The 20,406-nt window shown below is 26.9% G+C and carries 20 protein-coding genes; 18 read left to right on the plus strand and 2 right to left on the minus strand.

The features are described from left to right. The first annotated feature begins 63 nt into the window (after window positions 1-63). The 12 genes from CLTHE_RS06780 (at window position 64) to CLTHE_RS06835 (ending at window position 14,311) form a co-directional block, all read left to right on the plus strand. The gene (locus CLTHE_RS06780; RefSeq protein ID WP_002597538.1) at window positions 64-354 is read left to right on the plus strand and encodes a YlmC/YmxH family sporulation protein; all 291 of its coding nucleotides are present in this window, start codon (window positions 64-66) and stop codon (window positions 352-354) included. Window positions 355-372: 18 nt separating this feature from the next. Then, a complete protein-coding gene (dapG, locus tag CLTHE_RS06785) occupies window positions 373-1,572 on the plus strand; it encodes an aspartate kinase (protein WP_080022579.1) in 1,200 nt (399 codons plus the stop codon). A 58-nt stretch (window positions 1,573-1,630) separates the two neighbouring features. After that, window positions 1,631-2,335, plus strand: a complete 705-nt coding sequence (locus tag CLTHE_RS06790; protein ID WP_002597540.1) for a ClpP family protease — start codon at window positions 1,631-1,633, stop codon at window positions 2,333-2,335. 94 nt (window positions 2,336-2,429) lie between these two features. After that, on the plus strand, window positions 2,430-4,829 hold the full coding sequence (locus CLTHE_RS06795; RefSeq protein WP_080022580.1) for an FtsK/SpoIIIE family DNA translocase: 2,400 nt from the start codon (window positions 2,430-2,432) through the stop codon (window positions 4,827-4,829). A gap of 79 nt (window positions 4,830-4,908) precedes the next feature. Beyond that, entirely contained in the window at window positions 4,909-6,249 is a 1,341-nt protein-coding gene (rimO, locus tag CLTHE_RS06800; protein WP_080022581.1) for a 30S ribosomal protein S12 methylthiotransferase RimO, read from the plus strand. After that, entirely contained in the window at window positions 6,233-6,823 is a 591-nt protein-coding gene (gene pgsA / locus CLTHE_RS06805; RefSeq protein ID WP_080022582.1) for a CDP-diacylglycerol--glycerol-3-phosphate 3-phosphatidyltransferase, read from the plus strand. The genes rimO and pgsA overlap by 17 nt, the downstream gene beginning before the upstream one ends. A 177-nt stretch (window positions 6,824-7,000) precedes the next feature. Next, window positions 7,001-8,053: a recombinase RecA gene (gene recA, locus CLTHE_RS06810; RefSeq protein ID WP_002597544.1), complete on the plus strand. Its 1,053-nt coding sequence runs from the start codon at window positions 7,001-7,003 to the stop codon at window positions 8,051-8,053. Window positions 8,054-8,320: 267 nt separating this feature from the next. Beyond that, entirely contained in the window at window positions 8,321-9,859 is a 1,539-nt protein-coding gene (gene rny / locus CLTHE_RS06815; protein ID WP_080022583.1) for a ribonuclease Y, read from the plus strand. 439 nt (window positions 9,860-10,298) lie between these two features. Continuing rightward, window positions 10,299-10,559, plus strand: a complete 261-nt coding sequence (locus tag CLTHE_RS06820; protein ID WP_002597546.1) for a stage V sporulation protein S — start codon at window positions 10,299-10,301, stop codon at window positions 10,557-10,559. A 134-nt stretch (window positions 10,560-10,693) separates the two neighbouring features. Beyond that, complete coding sequence (locus CLTHE_RS06825; RefSeq protein ID WP_002597547.1) at window positions 10,694-10,954, plus strand: HPr family phosphocarrier protein; 261 nt, start codon at window positions 10,694-10,696, stop codon at window positions 10,952-10,954. Window positions 10,955-11,136: 182 nt separating this feature from the next. After that, window positions 11,137-12,567 carry an adenylosuccinate lyase gene (purB, locus tag CLTHE_RS06830; protein ID WP_080022584.1) on the plus strand — a complete coding sequence of 477 codons (1,431 nt, stop codon included), beginning with the start codon at window positions 11,137-11,139 and terminating at the stop codon, window positions 12,565-12,567. Window positions 12,568-12,802: 235 nt separating this feature from the next. Beyond that, window positions 12,803-14,311, plus strand: a complete 1,509-nt coding sequence (locus tag CLTHE_RS06835; protein ID WP_158082677.1) for a cobyric acid synthase — start codon at window positions 12,803-12,805, stop codon at window positions 14,309-14,311. Between the two features lie 102 nt (window positions 14,312-14,413). Here the strand turns inward: CLTHE_RS06835 and CLTHE_RS06840 are convergent, their stop codons facing one another. After that, complete coding sequence (locus tag CLTHE_RS06840) at window positions 14,414-14,788, minus strand: hypothetical protein (protein ID WP_080022586.1); 375 nt, start codon at window positions 14,786-14,788, stop codon at window positions 14,414-14,416. A 264-nt stretch (window positions 14,789-15,052) separates the two neighbouring features. Between CLTHE_RS06840 and CLTHE_RS06845 the strand changes: the two genes are divergently transcribed. The 3 genes from CLTHE_RS06845 to CLTHE_RS06855 are packed head-to-tail and all read left to right on the plus strand — an operon-like array spanning window position 15,053 to window position 18,226. Then, the gene (locus tag CLTHE_RS06845; protein ID WP_080022587.1) at window positions 15,053-15,667 is read left to right on the plus strand and encodes a DedA family protein; all 615 of its coding nucleotides are present in this window, start codon (window positions 15,053-15,055) and stop codon (window positions 15,665-15,667) included. Window positions 15,668-15,713: 46 nt separating this feature from the next. Continuing rightward, entirely contained in the window at window positions 15,714-16,013 is a 300-nt protein-coding gene (locus tag CLTHE_RS06850; protein ID WP_002597552.1) for an ATP-dependent Clp protease adaptor ClpS, read from the plus strand. Beyond that, window positions 16,010-18,226 carry an AAA family ATPase gene (locus CLTHE_RS06855; protein WP_080022588.1) on the plus strand — a complete coding sequence of 739 codons (2,217 nt, stop codon included), beginning with the start codon at window positions 16,010-16,012 and terminating at the stop codon, window positions 18,224-18,226. Before CLTHE_RS06850 ends, CLTHE_RS06855 begins: the two co-directional genes overlap by 4 nt. 38 nt (window positions 18,227-18,264) lie before the next feature. On the opposite strand, the gene CLTHE_RS06860 is transcribed toward CLTHE_RS06855, so the two are convergent. Then, window positions 18,265-18,504, minus strand: coding sequence for a hypothetical protein (locus CLTHE_RS06860; RefSeq protein ID WP_002597554.1), 240 nt, complete (start codon window positions 18,502-18,504; stop codon window positions 18,265-18,267). 195 nt (window positions 18,505-18,699) lie between these two features. On the opposite strand from CLTHE_RS06860, the gene CLTHE_RS06865 reads away from it, so the two are divergent. The 3 genes from CLTHE_RS06865 (at window position 18,700) to CLTHE_RS06870 (ending at window position 20,371) form a co-directional block, all read left to right on the plus strand. Next, on the plus strand, window positions 18,700-19,515 hold the full coding sequence (locus tag CLTHE_RS06865; protein ID WP_158082678.1) for a pyridoxamine kinase: 816 nt from the start codon (window positions 18,700-18,702) through the stop codon (window positions 19,513-19,515). Between the two features lie 92 nt (window positions 19,516-19,607). Continuing rightward, window positions 19,608-19,730, plus strand: a complete 123-nt coding sequence (locus tag CLTHE_RS17120) for a hypothetical protein (protein WP_278320289.1) — start codon at window positions 19,608-19,610, stop codon at window positions 19,728-19,730. Between the two features lie 116 nt (window positions 19,731-19,846). Continuing rightward, window positions 19,847-20,371: a hypothetical protein gene (locus tag CLTHE_RS06870; protein ID WP_080022590.1), complete on the plus strand. Its 525-nt coding sequence runs from the start codon at window positions 19,847-19,849 to the stop codon at window positions 20,369-20,371. The last annotated feature ends 35 nt before the right edge of the window (window positions 20,372-20,406 follow it).

Below are 20,406 nucleotides of genomic sequence, written 5' to 3' on the forward strand. Positions count from 1 at the left end.
GTAATATACTTCCCTTTAAATTAATATATATATACTATTTATTAATAAAAGGGAGGTATATATATGTATATACATGGAGAAAAAAATATAAAATATCTTAGTGAGCTAGAAAAGTATGAGCTTATAAATATAAATGATGGGGAAAAATATGATTATCTTCAAAATAATGATTTAGTTATTGATGATGAAGGAAATATAAAATATCTTTTAATAGATACTGCATCTTCTAAATTTAATTTATTTGGGGGCTCAAGAGAGATTTTAGAAATTGACTGGTCATGTGTACAAAAAGTTGGGGCAAAAACTATAATACTAGACGCCGATGAAAGAAGTATAAGAAGGGCAAAAGTATAATTCTAAGGGGGAATTAAAGTGAAAATAGTTGTTCAAAAATTTGGCGGAACATCAGTATCAACGAAAGAAAGAAGAATGAAAGTAATTGAAAAAGTGAAAAATGCAATAGAAGAAGGTTTTTCACCAGTAGTTGTTGTATCAGCAATGGGAAGAAAAGGAGATCCATATGCTACAGATACTCTATTATCTCTTTTAGACAACAAATTTAAAATGTCTAACAAACAATCTACTGACTTATTAACTTGCTGTGGTGAATTTATAAGTTCTGTAGTAATGAGCAATGAATTATTTAATGAAGGAATAGATTCTATAGCGCTAACAGGTGGTCAAGCAGGTATCATAACTAATAATGTGTTTACTGATGCAAAACATATTAGAGTTGATACAAAAAGAATAATGAAGATTTTATCAGAAGGAAAAGTACCAGTAGTTACTGGATTTCAAGGGATAACAGAAGATGGGTATTTCACAACTTTAGGAAGAGGAGGAAGTGATACAACAGGGGCTATATTAGGAGTAGCACTTGAAGCTAAAAGAATAGAAATTTATACAGATGTAGATGGTATAATGACAGCTGATCCTAGAATTGTTAAAGATGCATCACTAATAAATATAATAAGTTATAATGAAGTATTCCAATTAGCAGACCATGGAGCAAAAGTAATACATCCAAAAGCTATAGACATAGCTATGAAAGGAAATGTTCCAATTTTAATTAAAAATACTATGAATGATTGTGAAGGTACACTTATAAATAATAATGGAGATGTAAAACATCCAAAGGTTATAACTGGTATAACACATCAAAATGATAGAATACAAGTAAAAATCCAATTTGAGGATAATAAGACAAATCCAAATTATAAGAATTTATTAAGTCTTCTTGCGGCTAATGATATAAGTTTAGATTTAATAAATATATTCCCTGAAAGACAAGTATTTACTATTGGATTAGATAAAAAAGAAAAGCTTGAAAAAGTTTTAAATTCAATTAAATTAAAGTATGAATTAGTAGAAAATTGTAGTCAACTTGCAATTGTAGGAAGTAGAATGACAGGAATTCCAGGAGTTATTGCAAGAATAGTCCAAGGATTAACAGAAAACAATATAGAAGTTTTACAAACAGCAGATTCACATATGACTATTTGGTGCTTAATTCATACTGAAAATGTAGAAGAGGCAATAAATGCTCTACATAAAACTTTTGAATTAGCTTAAAATGAATGTATAAAAAAATCACTCTCGTATAAAATAAATTTATACGGGAGGTGTTTTTATGAATAAAAAAATTGAATCTAAAAAATCAGAAGTTAAACAAGATGAAAATATAGAAAATGAAAAATTAGAATCTATAAAGGAACTTGGAAATACAGGGGTAGTAAATCCAAATGAAAGAATAAGAGTTTTATCTATAATAGGTCAAATAGAAGGGCATGTTGTTGCTCCAGCTCAAACTAAAGCAACTAAATATGAGCATATTATACCTCAACTTATTGAAATAGAACAAAATGAAAATGTAGAAGGGGTTCTTATAGTTTTAAATACAGCAGGTGGAGATGTTGAAGCAGGACTTGGAATAGCTGAAATGATAAACTCAATATCTAAACCTACGGTATCAATAGTTATAGGAGGAGGACACTCTATAGGAGTTCCACTAGCAACTTCATCTAATTATTCATTTATAACTCCTTCTGCTACTATGATAGTTCATCCTGTAAGAATGAATGGATTTATAATAGGAGTTTCTCAAACTTTTGAATATTTTAAAAGAATGCAAGAAAGAATAAATAGTTTTATAATTAGAACTTCAAATATAGAAGAGAAGAAATTAGAAGAATTATTAAGTCAAACAGGAGATCTTTTAAATGATATGGGGACTATATTAATTGGAGATCAAGCTGTAGAATGTGGACTCATAGATGAAGTTGGGGGATTAAAAGAAGCTATGGCAAAATTAAATAGCTTAATAGATGAGAGATAAATTTAAGGTCAGCTATATTAATATGGCTGATTTTATTCTTGCTTAAAAAAGGACTTTATTAAAATTTGTAGAATTTAACTAGTGAGGTGATTAGGTGAGTAAAAAAAGAAGCAATGGTAAAAAAGGAACAGGAAAAAAGAAAAAAGTAGTTCAAAATAAAAGTGGAGATATAAAAGGAGTAGTATTTATAGCCATTGGCTTAATACTTTCTTTAGCAATATATACTAATTTAATAGGAAGTCTTTCCAATATTTCGCAAAGAATAGTTCATTTTTTAGTTGGGATAGGTGGATATGCTATACCTGTATATTTACTTTATTTAGGATATGAATATGTGAAAGGGAAAGGTGCAATAGATATAAACAAAAGTTTCGTTGGCGTAACTATATATTTAATTATATTTATTTTAATTAGTTCCACAATATACCTAAGTGGAATAGAAAATTTAAGCTTTAATTATGGTATACAAAGTATAACAAATAGTAAAGGTGGATTAAATGGTGGAGTAATAGGATATTTAATAGCTTATCCTATGTACAAGCTATTAGGTGCAATAGGATCTTATATAATTTATTTTGCTTTTATAGTAATAGGAAGTATTTTAGTATTTGATATAACATTATATGATTTAGGATTAAAGGTTAAAGATAAGAGCAAATCATTAAATAAGTTAAGAGAGGATAGATTTCCCGAAAGACATAATTTTATAGATGTTGTAGAGAATGGAGAAAGACCTTCACCTGAGTCTGAGCAATATTTAAATGGAATAAATAAAAAAATAAAAGTATTAGATTTTATGAGAAATTCAAGTCTTCATAATGAAGAGGATGAAGAAGAGTTAGAAAATAATAAATTAGATAAAAACATAAAAATAAAAGAAGAGAAACCTTTAGAAAAACCAAAAAGAGTAATACCAAAAATTAATGAGCCTATGATAACAAAGAAAAAAGAAAAAGGCTTAAATGAACAAGAAAAAAATATAGTTCATAGCGAAATTGAAAATAGTATATTAGAAAGCAAAAAAGAAGATGAAGGAAAAGAATATATAAAACCATCTTTAGAACTTCTTAACATAAATAAAGACACAGAACTTAATGGAAGTGATAAAAAAGATTTAATAAAAAGTGCTCAAAAGTTAACTAGTACACTTTTAAGTTTTGGAGTTGAAGCTGAAGTAAATCAAGTAACAAAAGGACCTTCAGTTACTAGATTTGAACTTCAACCAAGTCCAGGAGTAAAAGTAAGCAAAATAGTTAACCTTGCAGATGATATAGCTTTAGGACTTGCTGCATCAGGAGTAAGAATAGAAGCACCTATACCAGGTAAATCAGCAATAGGAATAGAAGTTCCAAATAAAACACAAACTCCAGTATTTTTAAGAGAGGTTTTAGAAGTAGATGACTTTATAAAAACTGATAAAAAATTAGCTATAGCATTAGGAAAAGATATTGGTGGAGAATGTGTAATAGGTGATTTGAGTAAAATGCCTCATACTTTAATTGCAGGAGCAACAGGATCAGGTAAAAGTGTATGTATAAATACATTGATTGTAAGTTTATTATATAAATATTCTCCAGATGAAGTAAAATTACTTATGGTAGATCCTAAAGTAGTAGAGCTTAGTGTTTATAATGGGATACCTCATTTATTAATACCAGTAGTAACAGATCCTAAAAAAGCAGCAGCAGCTCTTAACTGGGCAGTAAATGAAATGACAAGAAGATATAAACTTTTTGCAGATTCTGGAGCAAGAAATATAGATTCATATAATCAATTATTTAAAAAAGGTATTATTGAAGAAAAATTACCTTATATCGTAATAATAGTTGATGAGCTTGCAGACCTTATGATGGTATGTGCAAATGATGTTGAAGATTATATAGGAAGACTTGCTCAAATGGCAAGAGCAGCTGGAATGCATTTAGTAATAGCAACTCAAAGACCTTCAGTAGATGTAATAACTGGGGTAATAAAAGCAAATATTCCATCAAGAATATCTTTTGCAGTATCATCTCAAATAGATTCAAGAACAATATTAGATAGTAGTGGAGCAGAAAAATTACTAGGAAAAGGGGACATGCTTTATTACCCTGTTGGAGAAAGTAAGCCTTTAAGAGTACAAGGATGTTTTATTTCAGAAGAAGAAGTAGAAAAAGTTGTAGAATTTGTTAAGAAAGATTCTGATGAAATAAAATATGAAGAAGATATAATTGAACATATTCAAAAAGAAACAGAAGGCAATGGAAAGTTATCTGGAAATGGTGAAGATGTAGATGAACTTCTAGGAGATGTTATAAAAACAGTAATAGAATTTAATCAAGCATCAACCTCTTTTATACAAAGAAAATTTAAAATAGGATTTAATAGAGCATCTAGAATAATGGATGACTTAGAAGAAAGAGGAATAATATCAGGAAGAGATGGAAGTAAACCAAGACAGGTGTTAGTAACTAAAGAAGAATATTATGGGGATGTTTACGAAGAAGTAGAATAGAGGATAAAAATTTACTTGTAATAGAATTAAAAGAGATATAAAATAAAATAAGCGATTGAAACACAGGAGGAAATTAGTTTTGGCAAATTATAAAGTAGGAATGGTAAGTTTAGGTTGTGACAAAAATAGAGTGGACTCTGAAATAATGTTAGGAGTAATGAATAAAACTTACACTATAACAAACAATCCAAAGGAAGCAGACATAATAATTGTTAATACATGTGGCTTCATAGAAAAAGCAAAGCAAGAATCAATAAATACAATTTTAGAAATGGCAAGATATAAAACAGAATATAAATGTAAGCTTCTTATAGCAACAGGATGTTTAACACAAAGATATGGAAAAGAGCTACAAGACTTAATGCCTGAAATAGATATAATGCTAGGAGTTAATGATTATGAAAAAATAGATAAATTAATCCTAGATTTTATAGATAACAATGAGATAGTTTCAAAGGTAAATTATTCTGATGAAAATATAAATGAAGGAATAAGACTTTTAACTACAGATAAAAGTACAGCATATATAAGAATAGCTGAAGGTTGTAATAATTTTTGTACTTACTGCATAATACCTAAAATAAGAGGTAAATTTAGAAGTAGAAAAATGGAAAATATAATTGAGGAAGCAAAGACTCTTGTAAAAAATGGAACAAAAGAAATAATTCTTATAGCTCAAGATACAACTATGTATGGAAGTGATATATACGGTAAGAAAAATTTACATGAACTTTTAAGAGAATTATCTAAAATAGAAGACTTAAAATGGATTAGAGTTTTATATTGCTATCCAGAAGAAATTTATGATGAGTTAATTACAGAAATAAGCGAAAATGATAAAGTAGTTAAATATTTAGATTTACCAATACAACATATAAGTGATAAAATACTTAAGCTTATGGGAAGAAAAACTACTAAAAAAGATATATTAGATAAAATAGATCTTTTAAGAGATAGAGTAGAGGGAATTGTACTAAGAACATCTCTTATTGTTGGATTCCCAAATGAAAGTGAAAAAGAATTTAATGAATTAAAAGAATTCCTAGAAGATAAGAAATTAGATAAAGTAGGAGTATTTAGTTATTCCAGAGAAGAAGGAACACCAGCTGCAATTATGGAAGGGCAGGTAGACGAAGAAGTTAAAAAAGCTAGAGAAGAAGAGCTTATGATTTTACAAGGAGAAATTTCAGAAAAAATTAATTTATTGAAAATAGGAAAAATTTATGATATTCTTGTTGAAGGAAAGAATGGAGAATATTATTATGGTAGAAATTACGAAATGGCTCCTGAAATTGATGGAAATGTATTCTTTAAAAAAGGATGTGAAGAAGTTAAAAAAGGAGATTTCGTAAAAGCAAAAATAGAAGAAAATGCTAAATACGATCTAATAGGAGTTGGTATATGTGAATCTTGCAAATAAATTAACACTAATAAGAATATTATTAGTTCCGATATTCCTAGTATTTATAGTAGCTAAAGGTATACCATATGGAACTTTTATTGCAACTTTCATATTTATTCTTGCATCATTAACAGATAAGTTAGATGGATACATAGCAAGAAGTAGAAATCAAATAACTAATTTTGGAAAGTTTATGGATCCACTAGCTGATAAATTACTAGTAACTGCAGCATTAGTATCATTAGTTGAATTAGGATTAGTTCAAGGATGGGCAGCTATAATTATTATAGCTAGAGAATTTGCTGTTTCAGGACTTAGAACATTAGCAGCATCAGAAGGAAAGATAATTGCCGCAAGCTGGTGGGGAAAAATAAAAACAGTAATACAAATAATAGCTATAATATTACTATTAATAGAAGTAAATATAAGTACATCTACTACTCTTATAAAAATGGTTGCAAATAGTAAGGTATTAGAATATGTATTTACTTCATTACCAACAATAATGATGAATATTGCTGTTATAATAACAGTTGTTTCAGGTTGGGACTATTTTAGAAAAAATAAAGGTGTAATATCAACAAATAAATAATTTAGAAATAAGAGGGGTTAATTTCCCTCTTATTTTTATCTAATCAATAAATTACATTAAATGGAATAAAAGTAAAAAAGTTATGTATATTTTATATAAAAAATGTTGACTATATTAAATGTATAATATATACTAAGTATATAAGAACGTAAGTTCGTACAGGAGGGAATGTGTATTATGAGCAATATAGATGTTAATAAATTAAAAGCTATAGAATCAGCAATGGGACAAATAGAAAAGCAATTTGGTAAAGGTGCAGTAATGAAGCTTGGTGAAAAAGCATCATTAGATATAGAATCAGTTTCTACAGGATGTTTAGATCTTGATATAGCACTAGGAATTGGCGGAGTTCCAAAAGGAAGAATAATAGAAATATACGGACCAGAAAGTTCAGGTAAAACAACTGTAGCTCTTCACATAGTAGCGGAAACACAAAAAAAAGGTGGAGCAGTTGCATTTATAGATGCAGAGCATGCTTTAGATCCTTCATATGCTAGAAACTTAGGAGTTGATACGGAAAATCTTATAGTTTCTCAACCAGATACAGGAGAACAAGCATTAGAGATTACAGAAGCATTAGTTAGATCAGGAGCAATTGATACAATAGTTATCGACTCAGTTGCAGCACTTGTTCCAAGAGCAGAAATAGAAGGTGAAATGGGAGATTCTCACGTAGGTTTACAAGCAAGACTTATGTCACAAGCTTTAAGAAAACTTGCTGGAACAATAAATAAAACTAACTGTGTAGCTATATTTATAAATCAGCTTAGAGAAAAAGTTGGAGTAATGTTTGGTAACCCTGAAACTACACCAGGAGGAAGAGCATTAAAATTCTATGCTTCTGTAAGAATGGATGTTAGAAGAATAGATTCTATAAAACAAGGTGAAGGAATAGTAGGTAACAGAACAAGAATTAAAGTTATAAAAAATAAGGTAGCTCCTCCATTTAGACAAGCAGAATTCGATATAATGTATAATGAAGGTATATCAAGAGAAGGAAATATCGTTGATGTAGGAGTTAAAGAAGGAATAGTTCAAAAAAGTGGAGCTTGGTTCTCATATGGGGATATAAGACTAGGCCAAGGAAGAGAAAATGCGAAAGCATACTTAAAAGAAAATCCAGAAACTGCATTAGAAATTGAAAATACAATAAGAGAAAAATACAATTTACCAAAAATGGAAGCAAAATTAGAAGTAGCAGTTTCAAATGAAGAAAAAGAAGATAAATAGTATATTTTAGAGGGGACAAAATGTCCCCTCTTTTTTATAAAAATAATAAAAGATAGTATTTAAAAATAAAATTGAAAAAGAGAGGAAAATAGAGATTGATAGAGATAATTATCCTATTAATGCTTTATATCGCTTAACTTGACATAATTTTAATTTTAATATACAATAATAACAAATACTGGTTTATCATATTCAAGAATAACCGTGAATGAATATGACACCAACTATGCTAACACAAAAAAATAAAAGCTTAGGAGGTGTTATTAGATGACACTAGGTATTATTGTTGGATATATAATAGTGCTACTTATATTAGCAGTAGTAGTATATAAAACAATTCAAACAAAATCAAAAAATAAAATTGAGGCTCTAGAAAAAGAAGCAGAAATGCTTTTAGAAAATGCCAAAAGAGAAGCTGAATCTAAAAAGAAAGAAGCTATTTTAGAGGCAAAAGAAGAGGCTCATAAATTAAGAAATGAATTAGAAAAAGATTCTCGTGAGAGAAGAAATGAAATTCAAAGACTTGAGAGAAGATTAATTCAAAGAGAAGAATCTCTAGATAAAAAGAATGATCTTTTAGAAAAGAGAGAAGAAACACTTAATAAAAGAGTGATAGAAATTGAAAAGCTAGAAGAAGAAGCTAAGGAACTTTATTCAAAGAGAAGAGAAGAACTTGAAAGGGTTTCTAATCTTTCAAGTGAAGAAGCAAGAGAAATTCTTCTAAGTGAAATCAAGAAAGAAATATCACACGATGCAGCTATAATGATTAAAGATATTGAAAGCAGAGCTAAAGAAGAGGCTGATAAGAAAGCCCGTGAAATTATAACTACTGCTATTCAAAGATGTGCTGCTGATCATGTTTCAGAAACAACTGTTCATGTTGTTGCGCTACCAAATGATGAAATGAAGGGTAGAATAATAGGTAGAGAAGGAAGAAACATTAGGACTTTAGAAACTTTAACAGGGGTAGATTTAATAATAGATGATACTCCAGAAGCAGTTATTTTATCAAGCTTTGATCCAATTAGGAGAGAAGTTGCTAGAATAGCACTTGAAAAGTTAATAGTGGATGGTAGAATACATCCAGCAAGAATCGAAGAGATGGTTTTAAAAGCTCAAAAAGAAGTTGAAAACAACATAAAAGAAGAAGGAGAACAGGCTACATTAGAAACATCTGTTCATGGTCTTCACCCAGAGATTACAAAACTACTTGGAAGATTAAAATATAGAACTAGCTATGGACAAAATGTGTTAAAGCATTCTGTAGAAGTTTCATATTTAGCTGGATTAATGGCTTCAGAATTAGGTTTAGATGTTACTCTAGCTAGAAGAGCAGGATTACTACATGATATTGGTAAAGCTGTAGATCAAGAGCAAGAAGGTCCACACGCATTAATAGGTGGAGATTTAGCTAAGAAATACGGTGAATCAGAATTAGTAGTTAATGCTATTTCTGCTCATCATGGAGATGTTGAAATGCAATCATTAGAAGCGGTATTAGTTCAAGCAGCTGATGCTATATCTGCAGCAAGACCAGGAGCAAGAAGAGAAACATTAGAGGCATATATTAAGAGATTAGAAAAGTTAGAAGAAATAGCTAACTCATATGAAGGTGTAGAAAAGTCATATGCCATTCAAGCTGGTAGAGAGATTAGAATTATGGTTAAACCAGATCAAATTGACGATGCTGGGGCTATAGAACTTTCACGTAATATAGTTAAGAGTGTCGAAGAACAACTAGAATACCCAGGACAAATTAAAATCAGTGTAATTAGGGAAACTAGAGCTATTGATTTTGCGAAATAAAATTAGAAGCTTCATCTTATATTAGATGAAGCTTTTTTATATTTACATATAAAAATAAATGAAAATTAAAATAATAAATAATATTCTAATTCGTTTAATGTTATTAAATAAATGATAATGAAAAACTTAATTAAAAATAAGAAGCAATAATAAATTTAAATGTGAATTTACATTGATTAATATTTCTATTTAAAGAGAGATATGTATATATAAATATGATAATTATAAGTTAAAAAATGTAAATAATATACTTACAGTTGAATTGAAAAGTATATTATATTAAAATAAAAATAAAAAATTAGAATAATATAGAAAAATAATTCAAAAAATTGTAGAAAAATAAAGGAATTTATAATTTAATGTAGAATATATATAATATGCCATTAGATGGGTATAAAAATAATTGTAAACGATTTGTAAAACTAGGGAGGAAGACAGAATGGAAGTATTAAAGGTATCAACAAAATCAAGTCCAAATTCAGTAGCAGGAGCTTTAGCAGCTATAATAAAGGAAAAAAATTCTGTAGAGATACAGGCAGTGGGAGCTGGAGCAATAAACCAAGCAATTAAAGCAATTGCTATTGCAAGAGGATTTGTAGCGCCAACAGGTAAAGATATAATTTGTATACCTGCTTTCACAGATATAGAAATTGATGGAGAAGAAAGAACTGCAATTAAATTAATTGTACAACCTAGATAAGAGTTCCAATAGTGGAAAAGGTATCGATATAATGTAATAAAATATATTATGAATGGTTGAAATTATAATTAAAAAAGTTTATAATGAAGAAGTTAATAGAGATTAACGAATAATAAGTAAAGAGGTGTATTTGCATGGTATCTAAAGAGGTTTTAGTAAAAAATGCTACTGGTTTACATGCTAGACCAGCAACGTTATTAGTTAAAAAGGCTTCATCTTTTAAATCAGATGTAAGCATAGAGTTCAATGGTAAAAAAGCTAACGTTAAAAGCTTAATCGGAGTTTTATCATTAGCAGTTACTGCAAATTCAACTGTAACTGTTATGGCTTCAGGAGATGACGAAGCTTTAGCTGTTGAAGAAATAGCAAAATTAATAGAAACTTTAGAAGACTAATTAAAAGGACTCCAATGGGAGTCTTTTTTAATGTATATAAATAAATTAAAGATTAAAACTAATAATAAAATATAGAATGATAATAAATGAGTTTTGCAAAAAGAGTGAAAAAAATAGAAAAGTATGTTATAATACGAATGAAAATATAAAAAGTAAAAAATATATTCGTATGGAGGTATAGAATGAGAAATATTTATAATACACCACTTAACACAAGATATGCATCAAAGGAAATGAGTTACATATTTTCTGATGACATGAAATTCTCAACATGGAGAAAGCTTTGGGTGGCTTTAGCAGAAGGAGAAAAAGAACTTGGGTTAAATATAACTGAAGAGCAGTTAGATGAGCTAAGAGCGAATATAAATAATATAAATTATGATGAAGCAATAAAAAAAGAAAAAGAAGTAAGACATGATGTAATGAGTCATGTTTATGCATATGGACTTCAATGTCCTAAAGCTAAAGGAATAATACATTTAGGTGCTACAAGTTGTTATGTAGGAGATAATACTGATGTAATTATTTTAAGAGATGCTTTAGAATTAGTTAGAGATAAAATTGTTACAGTTTTAGATAGATTAAGCCGTTTTGCCATGGAGTATAAAGGAATACCTACTTTAGGATTTACACATTTCCAACCTGCACAATTAACAACTGTAGGAAAAAGAGCTACTCTTTGGATGCAAGATTTAGTTATGGATATGGAAAATATAGAATTTGTATTATCTACTTTAAAATTAAGAGGAGTAAAAGGAACTACAGGAACTCAAGCTAGCTTTATGAATCTTTTTGAAGGTGATGAAGAAAAAGTTAAAGAGTTAGATAGAATTGTTGCTAAAAAAATGGGATTTGAAAAAAGCTATGGAGTAACAGGGCAAACTTATCCAAGAAAGCTTGATTCAATAGTTTTAAATACATTATCAGAAGTTGCACAAAGTGCATATAAATTTAGTAATGACTTAAGACTTTTACAAAGTATGAAGGAAATGGAAGAGCCTTTTGAAAAGCATCAAATAGGTTCATCTGCTATGGCATATAAGAGAAATCCAATGAGAAGTGAAAGAATGGGTGCTCTTGCTAGATATGTTATTGTGGATTCTTTAAACCCAGCTATAACAGCTTCAACACAATGGTTTGAAAGAACATTAGATGATTCTGCTAATAAGAGAATATCAGTAGCAGAAGCTTTCTTAGCATTAGATGGTGTGTTAAATCTTTATATAAATATTTCTGAAAACATGGTAGTTTATGATAAAGTAATAAGAGCTCATGTAAATAATGAACTTCCATTTATGGCTACTGAGAATATAATGATGGAATCAGTAAAAAGAGGTGGAGATAGACAAGAACTTCATGAAAGAATAAGAATTCACTCAATGGAAGCAGCTAAGAGAGTTAAAGGTGAAGGTCTTGATAATGATTTAATTAAGAGAATAATTGCTGATGATTCATTTAAATTAACTGAAAAAGAAATTTTAGATATAATAGATCCAAAATTATTTACAGGAAGAGCAGAAAGTCAAGTTGTTGAGTTTATAGATGAATATGTAAATCCAATAATAAATAAACATAAAGAAGCAATAGAAATAAAAAGCGAAATAAATGTATAAGAAAAAACTCCCTATTTAAGGGAGTTTTTAATTTATAAAAATATTAGATATTCTTAAAATTATTAATTATATTTCTAAACATATAAAAAATTATGTAAATCTAAAATGAAGGTTTAATAATATAATATAAATTAAATTTAGATAAATTCACAAATAAAATTTATTTTATAAACTTCAATAAGAAAGAAATAGGTGATAAAATAAATTATAATATATTACTTTGGAGATGATAGATTTGAAAGATAAAATTGCGATATTAGGGACTAAAGACGGGGTAGGAAAAACTTTAATTAGTTTATGCATAGGAAAATATTTAAAAAATAATAATATAGATGTACAAGCCTTTAAAGGGTTGGAAGTTAGTAAAAATGAGTATTCAATAAATAAAGATTTAAAAATAGGATATAATGAAAAATTAAAAAGTGATTGCTTTGGAAATGAAGTAACTGTTGATAATAATCCAATATTTATACATAAAAATAAAGAAAATAAAACTAAAGTTTATGTAAATGGTAAAAGTTATGCAAAAACAGAAGAATTTAATTATAAAGAGTTAAGAGCTGACTTTGAGGAGTTTATGTATAATTCTTTTAATAATTTAAAAGAAAAAAAAGACTTTATAATAATAGAAGGTTCTGGGGAATGTTTAGAATATGTGGAGAGAGAAGAGGAATTTTTAAATTTTAAATTTTGTAAAAATGTTCAATCAGATATTATATTAATAAGTGATTTTGAGGATAATAATTCTTTTGCTAATATATATGGAAATCTTTCACTTATAACAAAAGAAGATAAAAAAAGAATAAAAGGAATAATAGTAAATAAATATAATGGTGATTTAGAGTATTTAAAAAAGGGATTATCTAAATTAGAAAAAAGAACAAAAGTACCTTTTTTAGGAGTAATGCCAGAGATAAATACAAATATTTTAACAGAAGAAGAGTATGGTAAAAACTACAGGTTTGATAAAAAGAGAGACTTAATAATAGGTGTAGTAAAACTACCATTTTTATCACATATATCAGATTTCTATTCATTTGAAGATGAAAAAGAAGTAAAAATGTTACTTATAGAAAAGCCAAATCAAGTTGATATAGCTGATTTTATAATTATTCCTGGTAGTAAAAATATAATTAAAGATTTAGAGTTTTTAAAAGAAAGCGGTTTATATGAAAAGATAATAAATGCTTCTGAGAATGGAAAGACTATAATGGGAATCTGTGGTGGATTTCAAATGTTAGGTGAAGAGATAGAAGACCTTTATAGTATAGAAAATAAAGGAGCTAAATTTAAGGGATTAAATCTTATTCCTCTAAAAACAACTTATACATTTGTAAATAAAACTACTATAGCAAAAGGAAACATATGTAATATGGATAATATCCTTAAGCCTTTATCAGATTCTAAAATTTATGGATATGAAGTTATAAATGGAGATAGTGATATGCTCGAAGGAGCAGAAGCTTTTATGGTAGATAAATTAAACAATGTAATAGGTCTTTCTAATAAAGAAGGAAATGTATTTGGAACATTTATGCATGGTGTTTTTGAAAGTAAAGAATTTAGAAGAGGGCTTTTAAAAATATTAAAAGAAAGACACGGTGTAGTAACAAGTAATAAAAATTTAGAAGAACAATCATTTAAAGAATATAAGGAAAAAAGATTTGATGAGTTCTATAAAATTTTTAGTGAAAATATTGATTTAGATAAGTTAGGGAAAATATTAAAAGGAGAAAATATGTAAATATTTTCCAGGAAATAATTTTATAAAAGGCTGTATAATGTTTAAATAATTCTATTAAGAAGTATAAAAAAATAGAATTAAAAACTATACAGCCTAATTTTTTTATAAAGAAATTAGAGTATTGTGGAAGTTATTTGAAATACCTAACCATTCTCTAAATTCTAATAATTCTTTGTTTGGAATTCCGTTTAAATTATCTAAAGCATTCTCTACTTTTTCTATGTGGTTTAATATTATTTGGTAGTTATTATATACTTTATCTTTTCCTAGTACATGATCTTTTAGAATATCAAGATAAATAAAAACAACTAGAACATCTTCTGAAAAAAATTCTTTTTTAACATTAAATCCTAAATTCTCAATAGATTCATGTATTAATGTGTTTAGGTTTTCATTGTTTTCTGAAAGACGTTCTAATATTTTTCTTTCAATAACATTGCTGTTATTTTTTATTCTTTTTAATTCAGTAAGTCCCATAAATAATACACCCCTTTAAGTTAATCTATAAATTTTCATAAGTTATACTTCTTAATAATAATATTCGAGTAAATAACCTGTTTTCCTTCATAAAAATGGAAAAAATTCAAAAATGTTATATATACAAAATAGAGCTTTAAATATAGAGAATATTTATTATAAAGTTAAAAATATAGTTTATAAAATATTAAACTGTAAACAAAAGAATAATTATATAAAATTTGAATATCTATAAATATAAAAATTAAAGTTAGGAGTAGTATTTTGTTTGATGAAGTATTAAGAGGATTAATATACTTTTTTGGAAACTTTGGAGTATTAGGAATATTTATTATAGTTACATTAGAATATTCTGCTTTTCCTATATCAAGTGAACTTTTATTACCATTCATAGGTATAATGATGTATAGTAGATTCTTTACGTATTGGGAGGTTATATTTTTTAGTATATTAGGTGGGCTACTAGGATCTATAATAGGTTATTGCATAGGACATTATGGAAGAGGAAAAATATTAGCTTTATCAAATAAAAAATATATAGGAGTAAAAGGGATAATATTAGAAATTGATAAATGGTTCTATAAATATGGAAAAATAGCAGTGGTCATATGTAGAGTGTTACCAATGACAAGAAATTTTATATCTATATGGGCAGGACTTCAAAAAATGAAATTCTCTATTTATATATCATATTCTTTTCTTGGAATAACAATTTGGAATACAACTCTTATATTAATAGGATATTTTTTAGGAGAAGATATAAATTCAATAGAATCAGCTTTAATTAAATGTACGGTTTTAGCTTATTTTTCTTTAATTATAACAATTTTGTATTTTTATATTATAAGAAAGATAAAATTAAAAGGAAAGATGAGTTAATAAAGATATAGTATAATAGAGTATATACTATTTTGGAGGTCTTTAAATGGAAGGAAAAATACAAGAAATAGAAAAAATAAAATTAAAAAAACCTAAGAAATATAATGCTATAATGTTTAATGATGATTTTACAACAATGGAATTTGTTGTATTTGTTTTAGTAGATATATTTAAAAAGTCTGAATTAGAAGCTAATAAAATAATGTTAGATGTTCATAATAAGGGAAGAGGAATTGCAGGAACATATAGTTATGATATAGCAATGACTAAAGTTAATATGGCTTTAGAACTTGCTAAAAAAGAAGATTTCCCATTTAAAATGACAGTAGAAGAGGTTAGAATATGAATTTAGATAGAATTGTTAATGATATAATTTTAGAAGCTTTTTTAAAAGGAAAGGAAAATAAATATGAATATATTACTCCTGAAATGCTTCTTTTAGTTATATTAGAAACTGAAAAAATAAAAGAGTTTTTAATAGAAAAAGAAATAAATATAGAAGAAATGATAAATGAAATTTATGAGGAAATTAAAGAAAATGCAACTTTTGTTCAGTCAGAAGAAGAAAGTCCAAAGGAAAGTTATCAATTTAATATGTTAATTTCTTATGCTGCATCTATGGCATTAGGAAGTGGACGTGATAGTATAGGGCTTGAGCATATTATAAGTGCATTTTATAATCTTCAAGAATCATTTGCTAAGTATATTTTAGAGAAAAATGAAATTAAAAAGAGAGATATTCTTATGTTTCTTATAGAAAATAATAAAGAAGATATAGAATTTATAGAAAATGAAGAAGAGGAAGAAGAAGGTTACCAAACTAAGAAGTCTAAAAAGAGAAATATAGATAAATTTTCTATAGAACTTACGAGTAAAGCAAAAGAAGGAAAATTAGATCCTGTTATAGGTAGAGACGAAGAAATTAAAAGAACAATACAAATTCTTTTAAGAAGAAATAAAAATAATCCAATACATATAGGAGAAGCAGGTGTTGGGAAAACATCTATAGTTAGAGGTCTAGCTAATTTAATAGTAAAAGGGGATGTTCCAGAAAAATTATTAAACTCAAAGATATTTTCTCTTGACATAGGAGGTATGATAGCAGGTGCTAAATATAGAGGAGATTTTGAAGAGAGAATAAAAAGTGTTTTAAAAGATATAGAAAAATATGAAAATCCAATAGTTTATATAGATGAAATTCATACTATTGTAGGAGCAGGTGCATTAGGAAATAATTCTTTAGATGCGTCTAATATATTTAAACCTTATCTTCAAGAGGGAAATATAAGATTTATAGGGTCTACTACTTTTGATGAGTATAAAAAATATTTTGATAAAGATAAAGCACTTCAAAGAAGATTCCAAACAATTGAAATAAAAGAACCTTCAGAAGAAGAAACTTTTAACATATTAAAGGGATTAAAAGAAAAATTTGAAGCTTATCATAATGTAAAGTATACAGATGAAGCTTTAAGAGAAGCTATAACTCTTACAAATAAATTTATAAATGATAGATTTCTTCCTGATAAAGCAATAGATATTATTGATGAGGCTGGAGCTTTATCACAAATGAAGGAAGAGATAGGAACTATAACTAAAAGAGAAATAGAAGATACAGTTTCTAAAATAGTGCAAATTCCTAAAGAAGTAGTAGAAAAAGATGAGCTTACAAGAGTTAGAGGTTTAAAAGATGCTCTAAAAAATAAGATTTATGGTCAAGATGAAGCTATAGAAAATTTAGTTAAATCTATAAATATGTCTAAAGCAGGGCTTAAAGATCATAATAAACCAGTTGCATCACTTTTATTTGTTGGGCAAACAGGAGTGGGTAAAACAGAAATAGCTAAAGTTTTAAGTGAAGAAATGAATTTAAAACTTTTAAGATTTGATATGAGTGAGTATGGAGAAAAACATTCAGCAGCTAAACTTATAGGAACACCACCAGGATATGTTGGATATGAAGAAGGTGGATTATTAACAGATGCAATCTTTAAAAATCCTAATTCTGTTCTTTTATTAGATGAAATAGAAAAAGCACATAGTGATGTATTTGATACACTTCTTCAGGTTATGGATTATGCAAGTCTTACAGATAATAAAGGAAAGCGTGTAAGCTTTAGAAATGTAATTATAATAATGACATCAAATGCAGGTGCAAGAGATATCGGAAAACCTTTAGTAGGATTTTTAGAGCGTGAAATTAAAAGTGAAAGTGTATTTGAAGAAGTTAAACGAGTATTTTCTCCTGAATTTAGAAATAGATTAGATGAAATAATAAAATTTAATAGTATAAATGAAGAAGTAGGAAAACTTATTTGTATAAAAGAATTAAATAAACTAGAAGAAAAAGTAAAGAATAAAAATATTAATCTAATAATGTGTAAAGATAGTCTTATTGAAGGAATATTAGAAAAAGCTAAAATAAAAGAATTTGGTGGAAGAGATATAGTAAAAGTTATAGATAGAGAAATAAAACCAAAATTAGCTGAAAAAATACTTTTCTCAAAAGAAAATAAAAATATAAGTTTATATTATAAAGATGATTTTATAATAGAATAAAAAAATAAACTCTTAGAAAATTTCTAAGAGTTTATTTTTTAGTAGTTTTCACCGCATGAAGCGATATTTTCTTTTTTGTCTGAGCTACATGGTGTAACTGCATATGTAATACCACAATGAGGACAATCTTGAACTAATTGTGTCATTTTAAATTCTTTTCCACATGTACATTCTATTGTATGTTCAACCTTTGTTGGCATAGCCTCAAAGCCTTTACTTCTTACTAAATCACATATTTTTTTTCCATCACCATTTGTGCTTCCGCATCCACAAGCCATAAAATTACCTCCAATATAAAGTTATATATTTATTATATAACTTGTATTCATTTTTTATTTTTTTCTTAATTATAATATAATTTTTATCTTAAAACTGTAACAGATGATACAGAAAATGTATCGATACCTTTGATTTTTAAATTTATTATGTTAATATTCTATGTATCAATTAAAAAATTAAATATTGGGGGAAATATGAATAAAAATATAGTACTTATAAATGATATATCAGGGGTTGGGAAATGTTCACTTATGGCATCTGTTCCCATATTCTCATATTTTGAAATTCAACCACATCCAATAGTTACAGCTATTCTTTCAAATCAAACAGAATTTGAAAATTTTTCTTTTTTCGATTTTACACCACATATAAAAGAATATATAGATATTTGGGAAATGGAAAATAGAAAATTTAATTGTATTTATAGTGGATTTTTAGGTTCATTAAATCAAATAAATATAGTAAAAGATTTTGTAAAAAAACATGAAGAAGCTATTATAGTAATAGATCCTGTTATGGGGGATAATGGGAAAATATATTCTACATATACAAATGAAATGTGTAAGGAAATAAAAGAATTAATAAAACATGCTAATATAATAACTCCAAATTTAACAGAAGCTAAAATTTTAACTAATAGACCTTTAGATTTAGAGATAAATTATGAGGAAGGAATAAAGATTTTAAAGGAACTTTCTGATATGGGACCTGATATAGTAGTTCTTACAGGAGTTAAAGAAAAGGGAATTATAAAAAATTTATGTTATAAAAAATCAAGTAATGAGTACTTTCAAGCTAGTGGAAAATACTATAACTATTCATTTAGTGGCACAGGAGATATATTTACATCTATTTTTATAAGTTTAATATTAAATGGAATAGAAATTGGTGAAGCATTAAAAAAGGCCACAGATGCTGTTATAAAAGGAATAGAAGAAAGTATAAAAGAAGAGTTTGATACTAGAGAAGGTATAAAATTTGAAAAAGTTTTAAAAAGTATAAATATATAATATTAGTAGAAATTTTAGAAAGATTTACAACGAATAAAAGCTTGTCACATGTACAAACTAATAGTAACCAATCTGAAAGGAGTGATTAAGTTATGTCAAAGAAAATAGCTTATAGTGGAACTGAAAAACAAAAAGCAAAAATAGATAGTAATAAAAAGCACTATGATAATCAAAATACATACTTAAAACAACATACTAATATTAGAAAAGGTTAAGCTTTATAAAGGGTCTTATATCTATTTTAGATTTAAGGCCTTTTTATTTTATATATTACAATTATTAAAGCATATAAATACTGAAATCTTAATATAAATTGATTGAGGTGATTTATGTGTTAGAAGATTATAAAGTTTATTTAACTAAAAAAAATATAATTCTTTTAGGAATTATATTAATATGTATGATATTAATATTGTATATTTCTCTTAATATGATTTTTCCAACAAAAGAATTAACTTCTTTAGAAAAAGGTAAAGCAAAAAGTGTTATAGAGAACTTTATAAAAGACTTTAATAAAAAAAAGGAAATGAAAATAGAAAAATATATGGTTAAAGGATGGAAGGCTGAAGATGTTAAAAATTTATTTATTGGATATGATGATTTAGAAAATTTAACTATAGAGAATATAAAAAATGATACTTATAGCCAATATTGTGAAAAGTATGAAAAAAATAAAAAACTTAAAGGAGAAGAAGGAAAATATGCTTCATTTACAGTTGATTTAAATCATAATTATAAGGATAAAGGAAAATATAAAGATGAGAGTAAAAAAATAGTATTTTTAATGGAAAAAACTAGTGATGGATGGAGAATAATAACTTTAGGAACTCAAGGAGTAATTGATTCATTAATTTAGATAGTGAAAAATTTTAGAATTTACGGTATAATATT

Source organism: Clostridium thermobutyricum DSM 4928, from assembly GCF_002050515.1.
In the GTDB taxonomy this organism is placed as follows: Bacteria; Bacillota; Clostridia; order Clostridiales; family Clostridiaceae; genus Clostridium; species Clostridium thermobutyricum.

Excerpts from the sequence above, each read along its gene's own strand:
- CLTHE_RS06780 (WP_002597538.1), top strand. The coding sequence starts at position 64 with ATGTATATACATGGAGAAAAAAATATAAAATATCTTAGTGAGCTAGAA.
- CLTHE_RS06790 (WP_002597540.1), top strand. The coding sequence starts at position 1,631 with ATGAATAAAAAAATTGAATCTAAAAAATCAGAAGTTAAACAAGATGAA.
- recA (WP_002597544.1), top strand. The coding sequence starts at position 7,001 with ATGAGCAATATAGATGTTAATAAATTAAAAGCTATAGAATCAGCAATG.
- rny (WP_080022583.1), top strand. The coding sequence starts at position 8,321 with ATGACACTAGGTATTATTGTTGGATATATAATAGTGCTACTTATATTA.
- CLTHE_RS06820 (WP_002597546.1), top strand. The coding sequence starts at position 10,299 with ATGGAAGTATTAAAGGTATCAACAAAATCAAGTCCAAATTCAGTAGCA.
- CLTHE_RS06825 (WP_002597547.1), top strand. The coding sequence starts at position 10,694 with ATGGTATCTAAAGAGGTTTTAGTAAAAAATGCTACTGGTTTACATGCT.
- purB (WP_080022584.1), top strand. The coding sequence starts at position 11,137 with ATGAGAAATATTTATAATACACCACTTAACACAAGATATGCATCAAAG.
- CLTHE_RS06840 (WP_080022586.1), bottom strand. The coding sequence starts at position 14,788 with ATGGGACTTACTGAATTAAAAAGAATAAAAAATAACAGCAATGTTATT.
- CLTHE_RS06850 (WP_002597552.1), top strand. The coding sequence starts at position 15,714 with ATGGAAGGAAAAATACAAGAAATAGAAAAAATAAAATTAAAAAAACCT.
- CLTHE_RS06855 (WP_080022588.1), top strand. The coding sequence starts at position 16,010 with ATGAATTTAGATAGAATTGTTAATGATATAATTTTAGAAGCTTTTTTA.
- CLTHE_RS06860 (WP_002597554.1), bottom strand. The coding sequence starts at position 18,504 with ATGGCTTGTGGATGCGGAAGCACAAATGGTGATGGAAAAAAAATATGT.
- CLTHE_RS06865 (WP_158082678.1), top strand. The coding sequence starts at position 18,700 with ATGAATAAAAATATAGTACTTATAAATGATATATCAGGGGTTGGGAAA.
- CLTHE_RS17120 (WP_278320289.1), top strand. The coding sequence starts at position 19,608 with ATGTCAAAGAAAATAGCTTATAGTGGAACTGAAAAACAAAAAGCAAAA.